8 protein-coding genes and 7 pseudogenes are annotated in these 14,322 nt (G+C 67.2%); 10 read left to right on the top strand and 5 right to left on the bottom strand.

The annotated features are described in order from the left end of the window. The first annotated feature begins 158 nt into the window (after nucleotides 1-158). A complete protein-coding gene (locus tag GJ632_RS22100; RefSeq protein WP_177232700.1) occupies nucleotides 159-314 on the top strand; it encodes a hypothetical protein in 156 nt (51 codons plus the stop codon). 45 nt (nucleotides 315-359) lie between these two features. On the opposite strand, the pseudogene GJ632_RS11200 reads toward GJ632_RS22100, so the two are convergent. Continuing rightward, nucleotides 360-1,522, bottom strand: a pseudogene (locus tag GJ632_RS11200) (glutathione-independent formaldehyde dehydrogenase). A 226-nt stretch (nucleotides 1,523-1,748) separates the two neighbouring features. Between GJ632_RS11200 and GJ632_RS11205 the strand changes: the two are divergent. Continuing rightward, nucleotides 1,749-2,460, top strand: a pseudogene (locus GJ632_RS11205) (AMP-binding protein). 90 nt (nucleotides 2,461-2,550) lie between these two features. On the opposite strand, the pseudogene GJ632_RS11210 reads toward GJ632_RS11205, so the two are convergent. Continuing rightward, a pseudogene (locus GJ632_RS11210) lies at nucleotides 2,551-4,556 on the bottom strand (AMP-binding protein). A 160-nt stretch (nucleotides 4,557-4,716) separates the two neighbouring features. Here GJ632_RS11210 and GJ632_RS11215 point away from each other — a divergent pair. Beyond that, nucleotides 4,717-6,107: pseudogene (locus GJ632_RS11215) on the top strand (short-chain fatty acid transporter). Between the two features lie 63 nt (nucleotides 6,108-6,170). Continuing rightward, nucleotides 6,171-6,764: a GNAT family N-acetyltransferase gene (locus GJ632_RS11220; RefSeq protein WP_089810556.1), complete on the top strand. Its 594-nt coding sequence runs from the start codon at nucleotides 6,171-6,173 to the stop codon at nucleotides 6,762-6,764. A 33-nt stretch (nucleotides 6,765-6,797) separates the two neighbouring features. Here the strand turns inward: GJ632_RS11220 and GJ632_RS11225 are convergent. Beyond that, nucleotides 6,798-6,992: pseudogene (locus GJ632_RS11225) on the bottom strand (hypothetical protein); the annotation flags it as partial. A gap of 178 nt (nucleotides 6,993-7,170) precedes the next feature. Beyond that, entirely contained in the window at nucleotides 7,171-7,467 is a 297-nt protein-coding gene (locus tag GJ632_RS11230; RefSeq protein WP_343161138.1) for a hypothetical protein, read from the bottom strand. 282 nt (nucleotides 7,468-7,749) lie between these two features. Here GJ632_RS11230 and GJ632_RS11235 point away from each other — a divergent pair, with 282 nt between their 5' ends. The 6 genes and pseudogenes from GJ632_RS11235 to GJ632_RS11260 all read left to right on the top strand — a co-directional run bounded on the left by GJ632_RS11235 (nucleotide 7,750) and on the right by GJ632_RS11260 (nucleotide 13,540). Continuing rightward, nucleotides 7,750-8,802: a metal ABC transporter substrate-binding protein gene (locus tag GJ632_RS11235; protein WP_343161139.1), complete on the top strand. Its 1,053-nt coding sequence runs from the start codon at nucleotides 7,750-7,752 to the stop codon at nucleotides 8,800-8,802. Then, nucleotides 8,799-9,623 (top strand): metal ABC transporter ATP-binding protein, encoded by an 825-nt coding sequence (locus tag GJ632_RS11240; protein WP_191452957.1) that lies wholly within the window; start codon nucleotides 8,799-8,801, stop codon nucleotides 9,621-9,623. The genes GJ632_RS11235 and GJ632_RS11240 overlap by 4 nt, the downstream gene beginning before the upstream one ends. Then, entirely contained in the window at nucleotides 9,620-10,699 is a 1,080-nt protein-coding gene (locus GJ632_RS11245) for a metal ABC transporter permease (RefSeq protein WP_191452958.1), read from the top strand. The genes GJ632_RS11240 and GJ632_RS11245 overlap by 4 nt, the downstream gene beginning before the upstream one ends. A 128-nt stretch (nucleotides 10,700-10,827) precedes the next feature. Further along, nucleotides 10,828-11,240 (top strand): annotated as a pseudogene (gene cdd / locus GJ632_RS11250) (cytidine deaminase). A 60-nt stretch (nucleotides 11,241-11,300) separates the two neighbouring features. Continuing rightward, nucleotides 11,301-12,119 (top strand): nucleoside phosphorylase, encoded by an 819-nt coding sequence (locus GJ632_RS11255; protein ID WP_089810542.1) that lies wholly within the window; start codon nucleotides 11,301-11,303, stop codon nucleotides 12,117-12,119. Nucleotides 12,120-12,350: 231 nt separating this feature from the next. Next, nucleotides 12,351-13,540: pseudogene (locus GJ632_RS11260) on the top strand (NAD(P)/FAD-dependent oxidoreductase). A gap of 334 nt (nucleotides 13,541-13,874) precedes the next feature. Here the strand turns inward: GJ632_RS11260 and GJ632_RS11265 are convergent. Continuing rightward, nucleotides 13,875-14,322, bottom strand: a 448-nt coding sequence (locus GJ632_RS11265) for an HTH domain-containing protein (RefSeq protein WP_191452959.1), incomplete at its 5' end; no start/stop codon positions are given.

Below are 14,322 nucleotides of genomic sequence, written 5' to 3' on the forward strand. Positions count from 1 at the left end.
GCGCGACCAGCCCTCGTTCATCATGCAGTAGAGACACATGTTGGACCCGTCTTCTCACCGAACGAACATGGCTATTGCCCCCGCCACCCGCGGTATCAGTTCTCACGGCTGACATTCTCACCCAAAACTATATCACCGACTGCGATTTGTTGCAGGTGATGACCGAACAGATGCTGTCAGGCTACCGTGCAGTCGTGAGAGGCAAGTGCGACCACTGCGAGTGGCACGCCCTCACGACGACGTATCCGGAGATGGTCGAGATGTACCACGACCACCTGCGCGACGACCACCCGAAGGCGTGGGTGCGGGCCTGAGACCGAGCGAAAAAATCGCGGGTGCGGACGCTGACGCGGACGACGCTACGGTTCGAGGAGTACCTTCGTGACGCCCTCTTCGCGCTTGTCGAACGCCTCGTACATCTCGGGTGCCTCGTCGAGGCCGACGCGGTGTGAGACGACCCAACTCGGGTCCGCGCGACCCTGGATGATGAGGTCGCGGAGTTCCCGGTTGTACTGCTTGACGTTGCACTGACCGGTTCCGAGACGCTGTCCCTTCTCGAACAGTTTCCCGAAGTCGATGCCGAGGCGACCCTGCGCGGCCATCTCGTCGGGCGCGCCGGGGTCCGAGGGGACGTACAGGCCGGGGATGCCCAGTTGGCCCGTCGGCCTGACGGTCTTGATGAGTTGGTTGAGGACGACGGCCGGGTTCTCCTTGGCCGGGTCGTACGGTTCGTCGGAGTCACGCACCTTCTCGGGGTCGATGGCCTGGTAGCCGACGGCGTCGACGCCTCTGTCGACTTCGTCGCCGTGAGCGTCGATTATCTGCTCGACGGGGTCGCCGTCCTCGAAGTTGATGGCCGTCGCGTCGCAGTGCTTCTCGGCGAGTTCGAGGCGACTCGGCACCCGGTCGACGACGTAGATTTCGGCGGCGCCCTTTATCTTGGCGCTGTAGGCCGCCATCAGACCCACCGGTCCCGCCCCGTAGACGGCGATGGATTCGCCCGGTTCCAGACCGGCGAGTTCGGTTCCGTGCCACCCGGTCGGGAAGATGTCCGCCAGGAGGGAGAACGAGTCCTCGTGTTCGTCGCCCTCCGGCAGTTTCAGCGCGTTGAAGTCGGCGTACGGGATGCGGAGTTTCTCCGCCTGTCCGCCCTTGTACGGGCCCATCGCGACGTAGCCGTACGCGCCGCCGGCGAAGCCGGATTGACGTTCGTACAGAAGCCGGTGTAGCCGTCCTCGCAGTTCTCACAGAAGCCGCAGGCGACGTTGAACGGCGCGACCACGCGGTCCCCCTCCTTCAGCGTGTCCACCCCGTCGCCGACGTCGGTCACTATACCCATGTTCTCGTGCCCGAAGACGATGCCCGGTTCCGCGGCGGTCCGACCCTCGTACATGTGGAGGTCCGACCCGCAGATGGCCGTCGTCGTGATGTCGATGAGGACATCGTTCGGGTGTTCTATCTCCGGTTCGTCGACTTCCTCTATCGCTACGTCCTTCGGTCCCTGATAGACCACGGCTCTCATTGACATGTCATGCCACCACACGATACTGGGGAGCTATTCCTATTATGTCATTTTACGCTCGAAGGAGATTGTCAATTCGCCGAGTATATCGGCACCCCGCGCGCCGACCGGGACACGTAGTCAGTTCGATAGTTCCGGCCGAATCGGACCGCCGCGGCGGGACGATGGACCTTTGCCGGTCGCCGCCCTCTCTGCGGGCGTGACCTCCGACGCACCGCCGCAGCGAGTGGCCGACGCGAGGGTCGTCGGCGACCTGGTCGCCCGGGACCGCCGGACCGGCGCGCCGGCCCTCCGCGACGACGCCTCCGGCCGTTCGTACAGTTACTACGACTTCGTGACGACGACGTACAAGGCGGGGAACGTCCTCCGCTACCTCGGCGTCCGCGCCGGCGACGGGGTCGCCGTCGCCCCCGACTTCCTCCCGGAACCCGTCCTCACGTTCTACGGCGCGGCGCAGTTGGGGGCCGTCACCGCCTTCGGCGCGGACGCGTCGTCGCCCCCGCCGGGCGACGGTGGTCGGCGTCGAACGCGAGGCCGAGTTCGACCTCCCGCCGGGACACAAACTCGCCGTCTACGGCGGCGCGCCGGACCGACCGGAGACGACGCACTGGGAGAAGGAGGTGTGGAGCGAGAACCCCGCGGTCCACCCGTCGGACGTGTCGCCGTCGGACGCCGTCCTCCGGGCCGACGGACGGACGTACGCCCACGCGGACCTCCTCGACGCGGCCGTCGCCGTCGTCGAAGGGTGCGACGTCGCCCCCGGCGACGCCGTGGTCGTCCGCGACTCGTTCGACCGACCGGGCGTCGTCGCCGCCGGCCTCCTCGCGCCGATTCTGGCCGGCGCGGTGGTCGTGTTCCCCGACGAGGGGACGGTCGGCGACGTGAGCGTCGGGACGGGTCCCGAAGCGCGGTCTATCGCCGTCGCGGACGTGCTCTGAGGACCGGGCGTTCGCCCCCCGCGTCTCGCCTCGTTTCGCGGAGCGCCGTCGTGCGCTCTCGCCTCGTTTCGCGGAGCGCCGTCGCCCCCTTCAGCGCGCCTCGCGTATCTCGTCCAGTGCGTCGGGGTTCTCGATGCTGGAGAGGTCGCCGGGGTCGTCGCCCTGGTGCACGGCGGCGATGGCGCGGCGGATTATCTTGCCCGACTGCGTCTTCGGGAACTCCGAGACGAACTTGAGTTCGCGCGGGCGGAACGGCTTGCCCTGTTCGTCCCCGACCAACTCGCGCAGTTCCTCGCGCAACTCCTCGCTCGATTCGACGCCGTCTTCGAGGACGACGTAGGCGACGACGGCGGTGCCCGTCGTCTCGTCGTCGACGCCGACGACGGCGGCCCGGTTGACGGCGTCGTGTTCGATGAGGACGCTCTCTATCTCCGCGGGACCGACCTTCCGGCCGGCCACGTTCAGGGCGTCGTCGCGCGCCCGTGGAGGAACCAGAAACCGTCTTCGTCCTTCTGCGCCCAGTCGCCGTGGTCCCACAGCGGTGGGTCCTCGAACGTCGACCAGTACTCCTCGAGGTAGCGTTCGTCGCCGGACCAGAGGCTCTTCGTCGTCGACGGGCAGGAGTCGCGGGCGACGAGGAAGCCGCGTTCGTGCGTGTCGGCGATGCTCTCGCCCGTCTCGTCCACGATGTCGACGTTCATCCCCAGTCCCGGCCCCCCGAGCGAACACGGCTTCAGCGGTTGGGTCGGCATCGGCATGAGGAAGCAGCCGCATATCTCGGTGCCGCCGGAGATGTTCATGATGGGCGTGTCGCCGCCGCCGACGTTCTCGTAGAACCACATCCACGACTCGGGGTCCCACGGTTCGCCCGTCGACCCGAGGAGGCGGAGCGACGACAGGTCGTAGTCGTCCAACCACTCGTCGCCGTACTTCCTGAGCGCTCTGATGGCTGTCGGCGAGATGCCGAAGGTGGTGAGCCCGTGCCGTTCGATCATCTGCCAGAACCGGTCGGGTTCGGGGTGGTCCGGCGCGCCTTCGTACATGAACACGGTGCCGCCGAACGCGTGGTTGCCGATGAGCGTCCACGGGCCCATCATCCACCCGATGTCGGACACCCAGAAGAAGCGGTCCGAGGGCTTGTGGTCGAAGCCGAAGTGTATCTCCTTGGCCGTCTGCAGCAGGACGCCCGCGTGCGTGTGGACGATGCCCTTCGGTTCGCCCGTCGTCCCCGAGGAGTAGAGCAGCATCGACTCCTGCGCGGAGGGGAGTTCCTTCGTCTCGTAGTGGCTGTCGGCCTCCTCGACCGTCTCGCTCCACCAGTCGTCGCGGCCGGTCCACTTGATGAACTCGTCCTGTCTGTCCGCGATGCCCAGTCGGTCGTAGACGACGGTGTGTTCGACCTGCCCGGCCTGCTTGATGGCGGCGTCAGCGCCGTCCTTCAGCGTCACCTCGCCGCCGCGGCGATAGAAGCCGTCGGCGGTGAACAGCACCGAACAGCCCGAATCCTCGATTCTCGTCGCCGTCGCGTCCACGCCGAACCCCGAGAAGATGGGGACGGCGATGGCGCCGACTTTGAGACAGCCGTAGAGGATGGACACCACCTCGGGAATCATCGGCATGTAGAGGCCCACCGTGTCCCCCGTCTCGATGCCGTACGACTCCAGGACGTTCGCCACGCGGTTGGCCTCCCGGTGCAGGTCGTGGTACGTTATCTTGCGCTCGTCGCCGGGTTCGCCCTCCCAGATGAGGGCCACGTCGTTCCGCGCCGCCGCGTCGGGGGCGGCGTGCCTGTCGAGGACGTTGTGCGCGACGTTGATGGTGCCGCCGGGGTACCAGTCGGAGAACTGCGGGCCGTCCGTGTCGTCGCGGACGGTGTCGTAGTCAGAGTAGAAGTCGATGCCGAGGTAGTCGGGGAGTTCGTCCCAGAACCAGTCCACGCCCGACTCGGCAACCCCGTCCACGTCGGTGCAGGTGCGCCGAATCAGTTCGTCGTAGTCGTCGATGCCGTACTCCTGCATGAACGCGTGGACGTTCGTCGACTCCACGAACTCCTGCGACGGTTCGTGGACGACCTCGTCCGTGTCGGGTATCTCCATGACGTACCCTGATTGTCCGCGTCGTGGGAAGTAACTTTCCCGAACGTTAATCCGAATCCCGAATTTATCCGGAACGTTTATCTAGGTTTCGTCCACCATTCCTGCCGTTATGTCCACAGAGACGAGTTCCGGCTCCGCGATTCAGCGCTTCGGTGCCCGGATGTCGAACGTCGTCGAGCGGGTGATGCCGAGTCCGTTCCTGTTCGCCATCCTCCTGAGCTACGTCGTCTTCGTCGGCGGCGTGGTCGTCGAGGGGGCGAACCCGGCGGCGATGGTGACGTACTGGTACGACGGCTTCTGGGTGCTCCTCAGCTTCGCGATGCAGATGGTGCTCATCCTCGTGACGGGTTACGCGCTCGCGTACCACCCGCTCGTCCAGCGAGGCATCGAACGGCTGACCGCAGTGCCGAACGACGGCAAGCAGGCCGTCGTCCTCGTCGGCCTCATCTCGATGGTCGTCGCGTGGGTCCACTGGGGGCTCGGCCTCATCGTCGGCGCGGTGATGGCTCGCGAGATGGGCCGACAGGCCGCCAAACGAGACCTGCGAGTCCACTACCCGCTGCTCTGTCTGGCCGGCTACATGGGCATGGGGCTGACGTGGCACTGGGGGCTCGCCGGGTCTGCGCCCCTCCTGATGAACACGCCGGGTAACGTCTTCGTCGAACAGGGCATCGTCTCCGGTCTGATTCCCACCTCGGAGACGGTGTTCCACCCGTACACGCTGACGCTCGTCGTCACCGGCATCCTCTACACCGCCCTCGTCCTCTACCTCCTCGCGCCCCAACCGTCGAACGCCGAGGGCATCACGAACTACGTCGCCGAGTCGAAACTGTTCGACTCGGCCGCCGACGGCGGCGACGACGCCGCCGTCACCGACCCGGACGCCGTCGGCGCGGACGCGGGCCCGGCGACGGTTCCCTCGACGCTGGGCGAGAAGATAAATCAGAGTCGGGTCGTCGGCGGCGTCATCGCCCTCACGGGCGTCGCGTTCGCCGCCTACTCGTTCGCCACGCAGGGGCTCTCGGCGCTGAACCTCAACATCGTCAACTTCCTGTTCCTGTTCCTCGGCCTCGCGCTCTACACGCGGCCGAAGGCGTACCAAGAGCAGTTCTACGACGCCATCACCTCCACGGGCGGCATCGTCCTCCAGTTCCCCCTCTACGCCGGCATCATCGGCATGATGAACAACTCCGGGCTCTCGGGGACGATGGCCGAGGCGCTCGTCTCCCTCTCGCGCCGGCGACGTTCCCGGCCGTCGCGTGGATGACGGCCGCCGTCATCAACGTCTTCGTCCCCTCCGGCGGCGGCGAGTGGACGGTCATCGGCACCACCGTCCTCCAGGCGGCGAACGAACTCGGCGTGCCCGCGGGGCAGGCCACCATCGCCTACGCCGTCGGCGACGCGCACACCAACCTCCTGCAACCGTTCTGGGCGCTCCCCCTCCTCGGCATCACGGGCATCCGCGCCCGCGACATGTTCGGCTACGGAGTCACGATGCTGCTGCTGTTGATTCCGTTCCTCGCCGTCGGCCTCATCTTCATCCCCTACTGAGGCGCTCGCCGGGGCGTCCGACGCCCCGCAAATCCTTTTCCGGCCGCCCGCCTACCTCCCGCTATGTACGTACGGGACGCCAAGAACCGCGAAGAGGTTTGGTTACTCGACCGCATCGAGGAGTCGGGACTCGAAGACCCGGCGTTCCGTTCCCGCGACTACGTCATCGCCCTCGACGAACGGACGAACAGGAAGGCCGGGTTCGGCCGGATTCGCGTCCACAAGGTCGACGACGAGGAGTGGTGCGAACTCGCGTTCGTCTTCACGCTGGAAGAGTGGCGCGACCAGGGCGTCGGCGCGCACGTCGTCGAACGTCTGTTGGCGAAGGCGAGCGACGAGTCGTTCGACCGCGTCTACACGTTCACGGTCGAACCCGACTACTTCCTCACGTTCGGCTTCCAACCGGTCGACAGCGACGACCTGCCGGAGACGCTCCGGGAGCGACTGGAGACGGTCCGCGCCGAACGCGGCGAGGACGCCATCGCCATGCGCGTCCAACCCGGGCGGTTCCGGATGCCCGAGGAACTGCGGGAACGGTTCAAGACGGCCACGCCCGCGGACACTCCCGACCCCGGCGAGGTGGAGATAGAGGAGACGGCCGAGGACTTCGGCATCGACCCCGAGGAGACGACGTACAAGTACGACACCGGGGGGTAGACGCCGGGGACGGGACGGGGCACCGGGTTCGCGTCAGGTCCGGTCGTCGAGGAAGTCCGTGCTGAAGACGATGTACGCGAGGACCGAACAGAACAGGATGGGCGGGAGGATGGCGAACGCCCACAGCGGTTCGATTCCCCACCCGAGGAGCAGGACGACGTTCCCGAGGCCGATGGCGAGGAACGGGAAGACGGCCAACGCGGCGCGCTTTCGATTCTTCCCCCCGCGTCGGGTTCGAGGGGGTCCTCGCCGTCGAACGGGTCGTCGGGGTCGAACTCGTCGTCGAACGCCGCCTCCTCGCTGTCGTCGTCCGCGGACGCGGTGGCGGAACTGCGCATGGTCGATGGTCGGTCGCGCACTCGTAAAAGCGCCGCGCCTCTCGGGGCGTCGCGGCGACGCCGACCCGCTATCGACGCTCGTCTTCCATCCGCGAGGCGAGTTCGACGAGTCCGAACAGGGCGGCGAGGACGACGGTGGAGAGGACGACGCCGTACAGCGTCATCGACAGGGGCGTCGTCGGCAGGACGAGGAGTCCGCCGAGGAGGTTGGCCTCGGGGACCGCTTCCGCGCCGTTGCTCCCGATGAAGAAGCCGAGCAGTCCGGAGATGGCGACGACGCCGACGCCGACGGCGAGGAGAATCGACCGCCCGAGTCCCTCCCGGCCGGCCGGCGTCTCGACGGCTGGTTCGGATTCCGGTGGCACACTCCGAGTACGTGGCGGGTAGGCTTGTCGCTTCCCCTTCCGGTCCGGTTCGGTCTGGTCTGGTCTGGTCTGGTTCGTTCGGTCTGGTCCAATTCGCACCCCACTTCGGTCGTCCGGCGCGCCGAATCGGAAGCCGACTCTCTCCAGCGCCCGTGCGGACGGCTCACTGTGGTTTTGAGAGCACAAACTACAAGTGCGCCTCTAGAAAACAAAGAATTAGATGCGTCTAATCGATAGTTTCGGTGAACACAGATGACACGAAAACTGCGTCAACATCGGGCGGTGACGCGACGAGACGCGCTCCGAGCCGGCGGTGCCGCGGCGCTCGCGGGTCTGGCCGGGTGCACGGCACTGCCGAGCGCGCCGGGACTGGCCGGGAGTGACGGCGACGACGGCCGCGACGGACCGGTCGCCGTGGCCTCGTTCTTCAGCTTCTTCGACTTCGGCCGGCAGATAGCCGACGGAACCCCGCTGACGGTGGAGAACTTGGTCCCGACGGGGCTACACGGCCACGGCTGGGAGCCCAACGCCAGCATCACCCAGCGTATCGTCGAGGCGGACGCGTTCGTCCACGTCGGGAAAGACTTCCAGCCGTGGGCCGACCGCGCCATCCAGACACTCGAGGGGGACGACGTCGACACGGCGCTCATCAACGCTCGGAAGGGCATCGACCTCGTGGACCTGGCCGCGTCACTCGACCGCGAGGAGGAGGGCGTCGGGGCTCAGCGTGGGCAGGACCCGCACTTCTGGCTGGACCCTCGGCGCGCGAAGCAGTCCGTGGACAACATCGCCGACGGTTTCGCCGATCTCGTCCCGGAACACGCCGACGCCTTCCGCGAGAACGCCGAGACGTACAAGTCCGAGGTGCTCGACCGGATCGACTCGGACTACGAGGCCATCTTCGACCGGGCCGACCGCGACATCGTCCAACTGGCCGCGCACAACGCCTTCCAGTACATCGGGGTGCGCTACGGCGTGCGGATGCGGCCGCTGGTGACGAGTCTCGCGGCGAGCGGCGACGTCAAGCCCGCCGACATCAGCGAGGCGGCGAGAGTCATCCGCGAGAACGACATCGAATACATCGCCAACGGCGTCTTCGAGTCCCAGCGCCCCGCCCAGCAGCTCGTCCGCGAGACGGCCGTCGAGGCGTACTTCCCCGTGACGCCCTACGCCGGCGTTCGCGAGGAGTGGGTCGAGGAGAACTGGGGCTACGAGGAGATCGCCTACAACATCAACATGCCCACGTTCGAAATCGTCCTCGGAAACAAGACGCCCGAGGAGGCGGCCCCCTCCGAGAGTTGGCTCGAAGAGTGGCGGAACTTCGAACCGATATGAGCACGCAGGATACCGACCTCGCGAGGGCGGGCGGCACGGCCGAGGGGACGGCCACCGAGACCGACACGGACGCCACGGCGAGCGAGCCGGTCGTCGACCTCGCGGACGTCACCTTCGGCTACACGGCGACGCCCGTGGTCGAGGACGTCTCGCTGGCCATCGACCCGGGCGAGTACGTCGCCATCGTCGGACCGAACGGTTCGGGAAAGTCCACGCTGATGCAGTTGATGCTGGGCCTGCTCGCCCCCGACACGGGCACTGCCCGCCTGTTCGGTGAACGCGCCGTCCGCTTCGACGACGGCGAGCGTATCGGCTACGTCGCCCAGCAGGCCAGCGCCGCGAAGGAGATGCCCATCACCGTCCGCGAGGTGGTGAAGATGGGCCGATTCCCCCACGTCGGGTTCGGCCGGCTGTCGAGCGGGGACTGGACGCTCGTCGACGACGCGCTCGAGACCGTCGGCATGAGCGCGTTCGCCGACCGGCGCGTCACGCACCTCTCGGGCGGCCAACGCCAGCGCGCGTTCATCGCGCGAGCGCTGGCGAGCGAGGCCGACCTGCTCGTACTGGACGAGCCGACGGTCGGCGTCGACGCCGAGTCGGTCGACGCGTTCTACGACCTGCTGGCGGCACTCAACGCCGAGGGCATCACCGTCGTACTCATCGAACACGACCTCGGGGCGGTCGTCGAACACGCCGACCGCGTCGTCTGCCTGAACCGCGAGGTCTACTTCGACGGGCCGACCGACGAGTTCGTCGACAGCGACGCGCTGGCCCGTGCGTTCGGAACCGAGGCGCGGTTCCTCGCGGAGGTGGACGGATGAGCGCAGGTGTCGCGGCCACGCTCGTGACGAGCGTCACAGCCGCTGCGGACCCGTCGCTGCTGCTCCCGATGCAGAGCGGTTCCGTCGGCGACCCGGTCTTCGGCGTCCTCCTGTGGCTCCTGGAGCAGTGGTACTGGCTGATGGACTGGACGTACTACCTCACGAACCTCGAGATGGTGAGTCCGCGCTACCGGTTCATGCACCGGGCCATCCTCGTCGGCCTCTGCGTCGGCGTGATGGCGCCGCTCATCGGAACGTTCCTCGTCCACCGACAGCTCGCACTCATCGGCGACGCGCTTGCCCACACCGGGTTCGCCGGGGTGGCCGTCGGCCTGTTCCTGAACGCCGTCCTCGACCTCGGGGTGTCGCCGTATCTCACCGCCGTCGTCGTGGCGATGATCGCCGCCCTGTTCATCGAACTCATCTCCGAGGTCACCGACGCCTACAACGACGTCTCGATGGCCATCGTCCTGTCGACGGGGTTCGCGTTGGGGACGACTCTCATCAGCCTCAACGCGGGGGGACTCGCCGTCGGCGTCAACCAGTTCCTCTTCGGCAACCTCTCCACGGTGTCGCCCCAGAGCGCGGCGATTCTCCTGGTGCTGTTCGCCGTCATCGTCGGGACGGTGGCCCTGACGCGCAACCAACTCCTGTACGTCACCTTCGACGAGACGGCGGCCGCCGTCTCCGGCATCTCCGTCAACTGGTACAACCGGGTGATGGTGATGCTGACGGCGATGGTCGTGGTCGGCGCGATGCAGATCATGGGCGTCATCCTCGTCGCGGCGATGCTCGTGGTTCCGGTCGCGGGCGCGACCCAGGTGTCGAGGAGCTTTTCGGAGTCGCTGGTGGTCTCGGTCGTCCTCGCGGAACTCGCGGTGTTGCTGGGCATCGCCGTCGCCTTCTACGCCGGCGTCACGGCCGGCGGCATCATCGTCCTCGTCGCCGTCGGCATCTACGTCTGCGCCGTCGCGTTGGGCAAGATTCAATCCGCTCGTGGTGACCGGGGCACGCCCGACATGGGTAGCATCGAAGTCGATACCGTCGACGTCGGCGCCGGGGCCGGAGACGACTGACGGCCGCGGCCGGTGACGACGAGTCACCGACGACGGTCGCAGTCGAACCGACGAGCGGACGGGACCGGTCGACCGGACGCGACCCGACACGGCAAACTACAAACGTCCACCACCGAAACCCGCCTCGCATGCCCGAATCACTCGTCACGCGCGCCCGCGAAGCCCTCGAACAGGCGTACGTCCCGTACTCCGAGTACACGGTCGGTGCCGCCCTCCGGACGGTCGACGGCGAGGTGTTCGTCGGCTGTAACATCGAGAACGCGAACTACTCGAACAGCCTGCACGCCGAGGAAGTCGCCGTCGCGGAGGCGGTGAAGAACGGTCACCGCGAGTTCGACCGCCTCGCCGTCTCCTCCGCGCCCGGGACGGCGTCACCCCGTGCGGGATGTGCCGGCAGACGCTCGCGGAGTTCTGCGACGAGGACCTCGTCGTCGTCTGCGACGAGGGCGGCGAGGAGACGACGGAGTACGCGCTCGGCGAACTCCTGCCGAACACCATCTCCTTGGACACCTTGGAGGCGGCCGAGGCGAACCGGGAGTGAGCACCTCGGCGGACGCGGGGAAGCACAAACCCTTCAACGACGCTCCGCGCAGGGGAGGGTATGGACGACAGCGAGGACCCCAACGACGAGGTCCAGTACCACATCGAACTGACCCGTGAGGACGTGGCGGACGCCGTCCTCCTGCCGGGGAACCCCGAACGCGTCGACAAGGTGACCGCGCTCTGGGACGACGCGGAGGAGAAGGCGTACCACCGCGAGTACCGGACGGCGACGGGAACCTACGAGGGGACGCCCATCTCCGTCACCTCCACCGGCATCGGCAGTCCGTCGGCGGCCATCGCCGTCGAGGAACTCGCCCGCGTCGACGCGGAGACGTTCATCCGCGTGGGTTCCTGCGGCGCGATTCAGCCCGAGATGGAGGTGGGCGACCTGGTCATCACCTCGGGTGCCGTCCGGCAGGAGGGCACCTCCAAGGAGTACGTCCGCGAGGACTACCCGGCCGTCGCCGACCACGAAGTCGTCTCGGCCCTCGTCGCCGCGGCCGAACGACTGGGCTACGACTACCACGTCGGCCTGACGATGAGCGCCGACTCCTTCTACGCCGGGCAGGGTCGCCCCGGGTTCGAGGGGTTCCGCGCCGCGGGGTCGGAGTCGTTGGTCGAGGAACTGCGGGAGGCGAACGTGAAGAACATCGAGATGGAGGCGGCCGCACTCCTGACCATCGCGAACGTCTACGGCCTGCGCGCCGGTGCCGTCTGCTCGGTCTACGCCAACCGGGTCACCGGGGAGTTCCGCACCGAGGGCGAGTCCCGCGCCGCCGAGACGGCGAGTCTCGCCGTCCACCTCCTCGCGAAGATGGACGAGCGAAAGCGCGAGGCGGGCGTCGACCGCTGGCACGCCGGCCTGTCGCTCGACTGACGGGGCGACGGGTCCGGGACCCGACCGCTCACGACGCGAGGCCGGCGACCGGAGGGACCCGCCGCGGCCGACGACGTACCGGCGCGCCGTCGGCCGAGTCGTGGTCACGAATGGCACGATTTATCCGACAGCGATTCACCGGCAATTTTGGCCGCGCCGCGCCGCAGTCTGTCGATTTGGGGTGAAGGACGTTTCGCAGGCCATTTATCCGATGCCTACGCACAGTTTCGCATGAGCACGCAGGTCGTCGTCCTCGCTCCGGCTACGCAGGCACCGGTGCCGTCAAACGACTCGAAGAAGAACTCGGTCCCGACGCGGAACTCACCTGGGTTTCTGAGAACGACTACCACCTCGTCCTTCACGAGGTGCACCGCTGCATCCGCGACCCGAGCGCCGAGTCGAAGGTCGCCATCCCCATCGACGACATCAAAGCGCCCGAGACGGAGTTCGTCAAGGGCCACGTCGAGAACGTCGACGTGGACGAGCGAACCGTGGAACTCGAAGACGGCGAGGTCGACTACGACTACCTCCTCGTCTGCCTCGGGTCCGCGACGGCCTTCTACGGCATCGACGGACTGGAGGAGTACTCCCTCGAACTGAAGAGTCTCGACGACGCCCGCGAGATTCACAGCGACGTGAAGACGGCCGCCGAGGACGCCTCGCAGGACGACCCGGCGAAGGTCATCGTCGGCGGTGCGGGTCTCTCCGGCATCCAGACGGCGGGCGAGATAGCCGAGTACCGCGACGAACAGCGCGCGCCCATCGACATCACTCTCGTCGAGGGCCTCGACGAGGTGTTCCCCGGCAACGACCGCGAACTGCAGGGGGCCCTCCGCAAGCGCCTCGAAGCGCTCGATATCGACATCCTCACCGGCGAGTTCATCTCGAAGGTGGACGAGGAGAACGTCTACCTCGGCGGCGGCGAGGACGAAGACCCCGACGAACTCGACTACGACGTCCTCATCTGGACCGGCGGCATCACGGGCCAGAAGGAAGTCGCGGAGGCGAACGTGGAGAAGGACGAGCGCTCGAACCGCATCTTCACGGAACCCGACTTCCGGACGAGCGACGAACGCGTGTTCGCCGTCGGCGACTCCGCCCTCGTCGAACAGGGTACCGACTCCGTCGCGCCGCCGACGGCGCAGGCCGCCTGGCAGGCCGCGGACGTGGCGGGCGAGAACGTCGCGCGCGCCGTCAAGGGGCAGCCGCTGAAGACGTGGACGCACGAGGACCGCGGCACCGTCGTCTCCGTCGGCGACGACGCCGTCGCTCACGCGGTGAAAGTCCCCGGCGTCGGCAAACTCCCCATCAACGTCTTCGGCGGCCCGGCCGCCCGGTCGCTGAAGAAGGGCATCGCCGCGAAGTGGATCGCCGACGTGACGGACGCTCGCCACGCCATCGACGCGTGGGAGAGTCTGTAGACGCGGACGCGACCGAACGGTAGCCGACGCGGTTTCTTCTCTCCTCTCTTCTGCTCTTTCGCTCGCCAGTCGCTCCTGCTCTTTCGCTCACCAGTCGCTCCTGCTCTTTCGCTCACCAGTCGCTCCTGCTCTTTCGCTCACCAGTCGCTCCTGCTCTTTCGCTCACCAATCGTTCGTCTCGTCGCCGACCTCCGCAGACGAGTCGATCGGAGAGCCACGACCGCTCGTCCGCGGCGGACGACCGGCGAGACGGCGAGCGTCGACGGGTCGTGAGAAGAGAGCTAACGCTGGCGGAAGAGAGAACGCTCGATTCGAGCGCTTCGAGAGGAGAGCCTCAGTGAGACGCTTCGCCTTCGGGTGCCCGCATGTCTTCGATGCGGAGGATGAGGATGTTGCTGGTGTCGTCCTTGCCGTCGACCGTTCCCTCGATGACGAGTTTCGAGAGGGGAGTCGGGCCGACGCGTACCTCGTCGCCCTCGTGGAAGTCGCGGACCGACCCCTGAACGTGAATCTCGGCGCGGCAGAGTTCGGGGTGGTGAACCGACGAGAGGTCTATCTCGTCCACGTTGACGCCCTCGACGGCCTCGTCGTTGTGGAACAGGGGGACCGTCGCGGGTTCGTCCATCTGGTCGACGTCGAGTGCCTCGTAGGCGTTCGCCGTCGGCTTGTACCCGCCCTTCGGACCCGGAACCCCCTCGACCAGTTGCAGGGCCTTGAGGCTCTGCATCTGGTTTCGGATGGTGCCCGGGTTGCGGTTGACTTCTTCGGCGATGTCCTCCCCC

It is taken from the genome of Halogeometricum sp. CBA1124, assembly GCF_009741955.1.
Taxonomy (GTDB): Archaea; Halobacteriota; Halobacteria; order Halobacteriales; family Haloferacaceae; genus Halogeometricum; species Halogeometricum rufum.